The organism is Salmonella sp. SAL04202, from assembly GCF_046550775.1.
GTDB lineage: Bacteria > Pseudomonadota > Gammaproteobacteria > Enterobacterales > Enterobacteriaceae > Salmonella > Salmonella enterica.
In genome coordinates this window covers 1-644 of sequence record NZ_JBGDXK010000022.1, presented here as the reverse complement: position 1 = coordinate 644, position 644 = coordinate 1, and the positions used below count along the sequence as shown (strand labels likewise).

2 tRNA genes and 1 rRNA gene are annotated in these 644 nt (G+C 49.2%); all 3 read left to right on the top strand.

Features of this window, described 5'->3' with window-relative positions:
* Positions 1–74 (top strand): 16S ribosomal RNA (locus ACLJQJ_RS23410); the annotation flags it as partial.
* A gap of 69 nt (positions 75–143) precedes the next feature.
* A tRNA-Ile gene (locus tag ACLJQJ_RS23405) sits at positions 144–220 on the top strand.
* Between the two features lie 109 nt (positions 221–329).
* Positions 330–405 (top strand) — tRNA-Ala (locus ACLJQJ_RS23400).
* Positions 406–644 lie beyond the last annotated feature (239 nt).

Sequence of the window (644 nt, the reverse complement as noted above, 5' to 3'; positions counted from 1 at the left end):
CTTTGTGATTCATGACTGGGGTGAAGTCGTAACAAGGTAACCGTAGGGGAACCTGCGGTTGGATCACCTCCTTACCTTAAAGAACTGTTCTTTGCAGTGCTCACACAGATTGTCTGATGAAAAACGAGCAGTAAAACCTCTACAGGCTTGTAGCTCAGGTGGTTAGAGCGCACCCCTGATAAGGGTGAGGTCGGTGGTTCAAGTCCACTCAGGCCTACCAGATTCGCTCCCGTGCTTTGTTGTGGCAAAGCTCGCATACTTCAGTATGCTTCGCTTCACCACGCCGTGCCCGGAAACGAATCAAAGGTAAGAGGTTCTGACTACACGATGGGGCTATAGCTCAGCTGGGAGAGCGCCTGCTTTGCACGCAGGAGGTCTGCGGTTCGATCCCGCATAGCTCCACCATCTCGTGAGTGTTTACGAAAAAATACTTCAGAGTGTACCTGAAAGGGTTCACTGCGAAGTTTTGCTCTTTAAAAATCTGGATCAAGCTGAAAATTGAAACACAGAACAACGAAAGTTGTTCGTGAGTCTCTCAAATTTTCGCAACACGATGATGAATCGTAAGAAACATCTTCGGGTTGTGAGGTTAAGCGACTAAGCGTACACGGTGGATGCCCTGGCAGTCAGAGGCGATGAAGGGC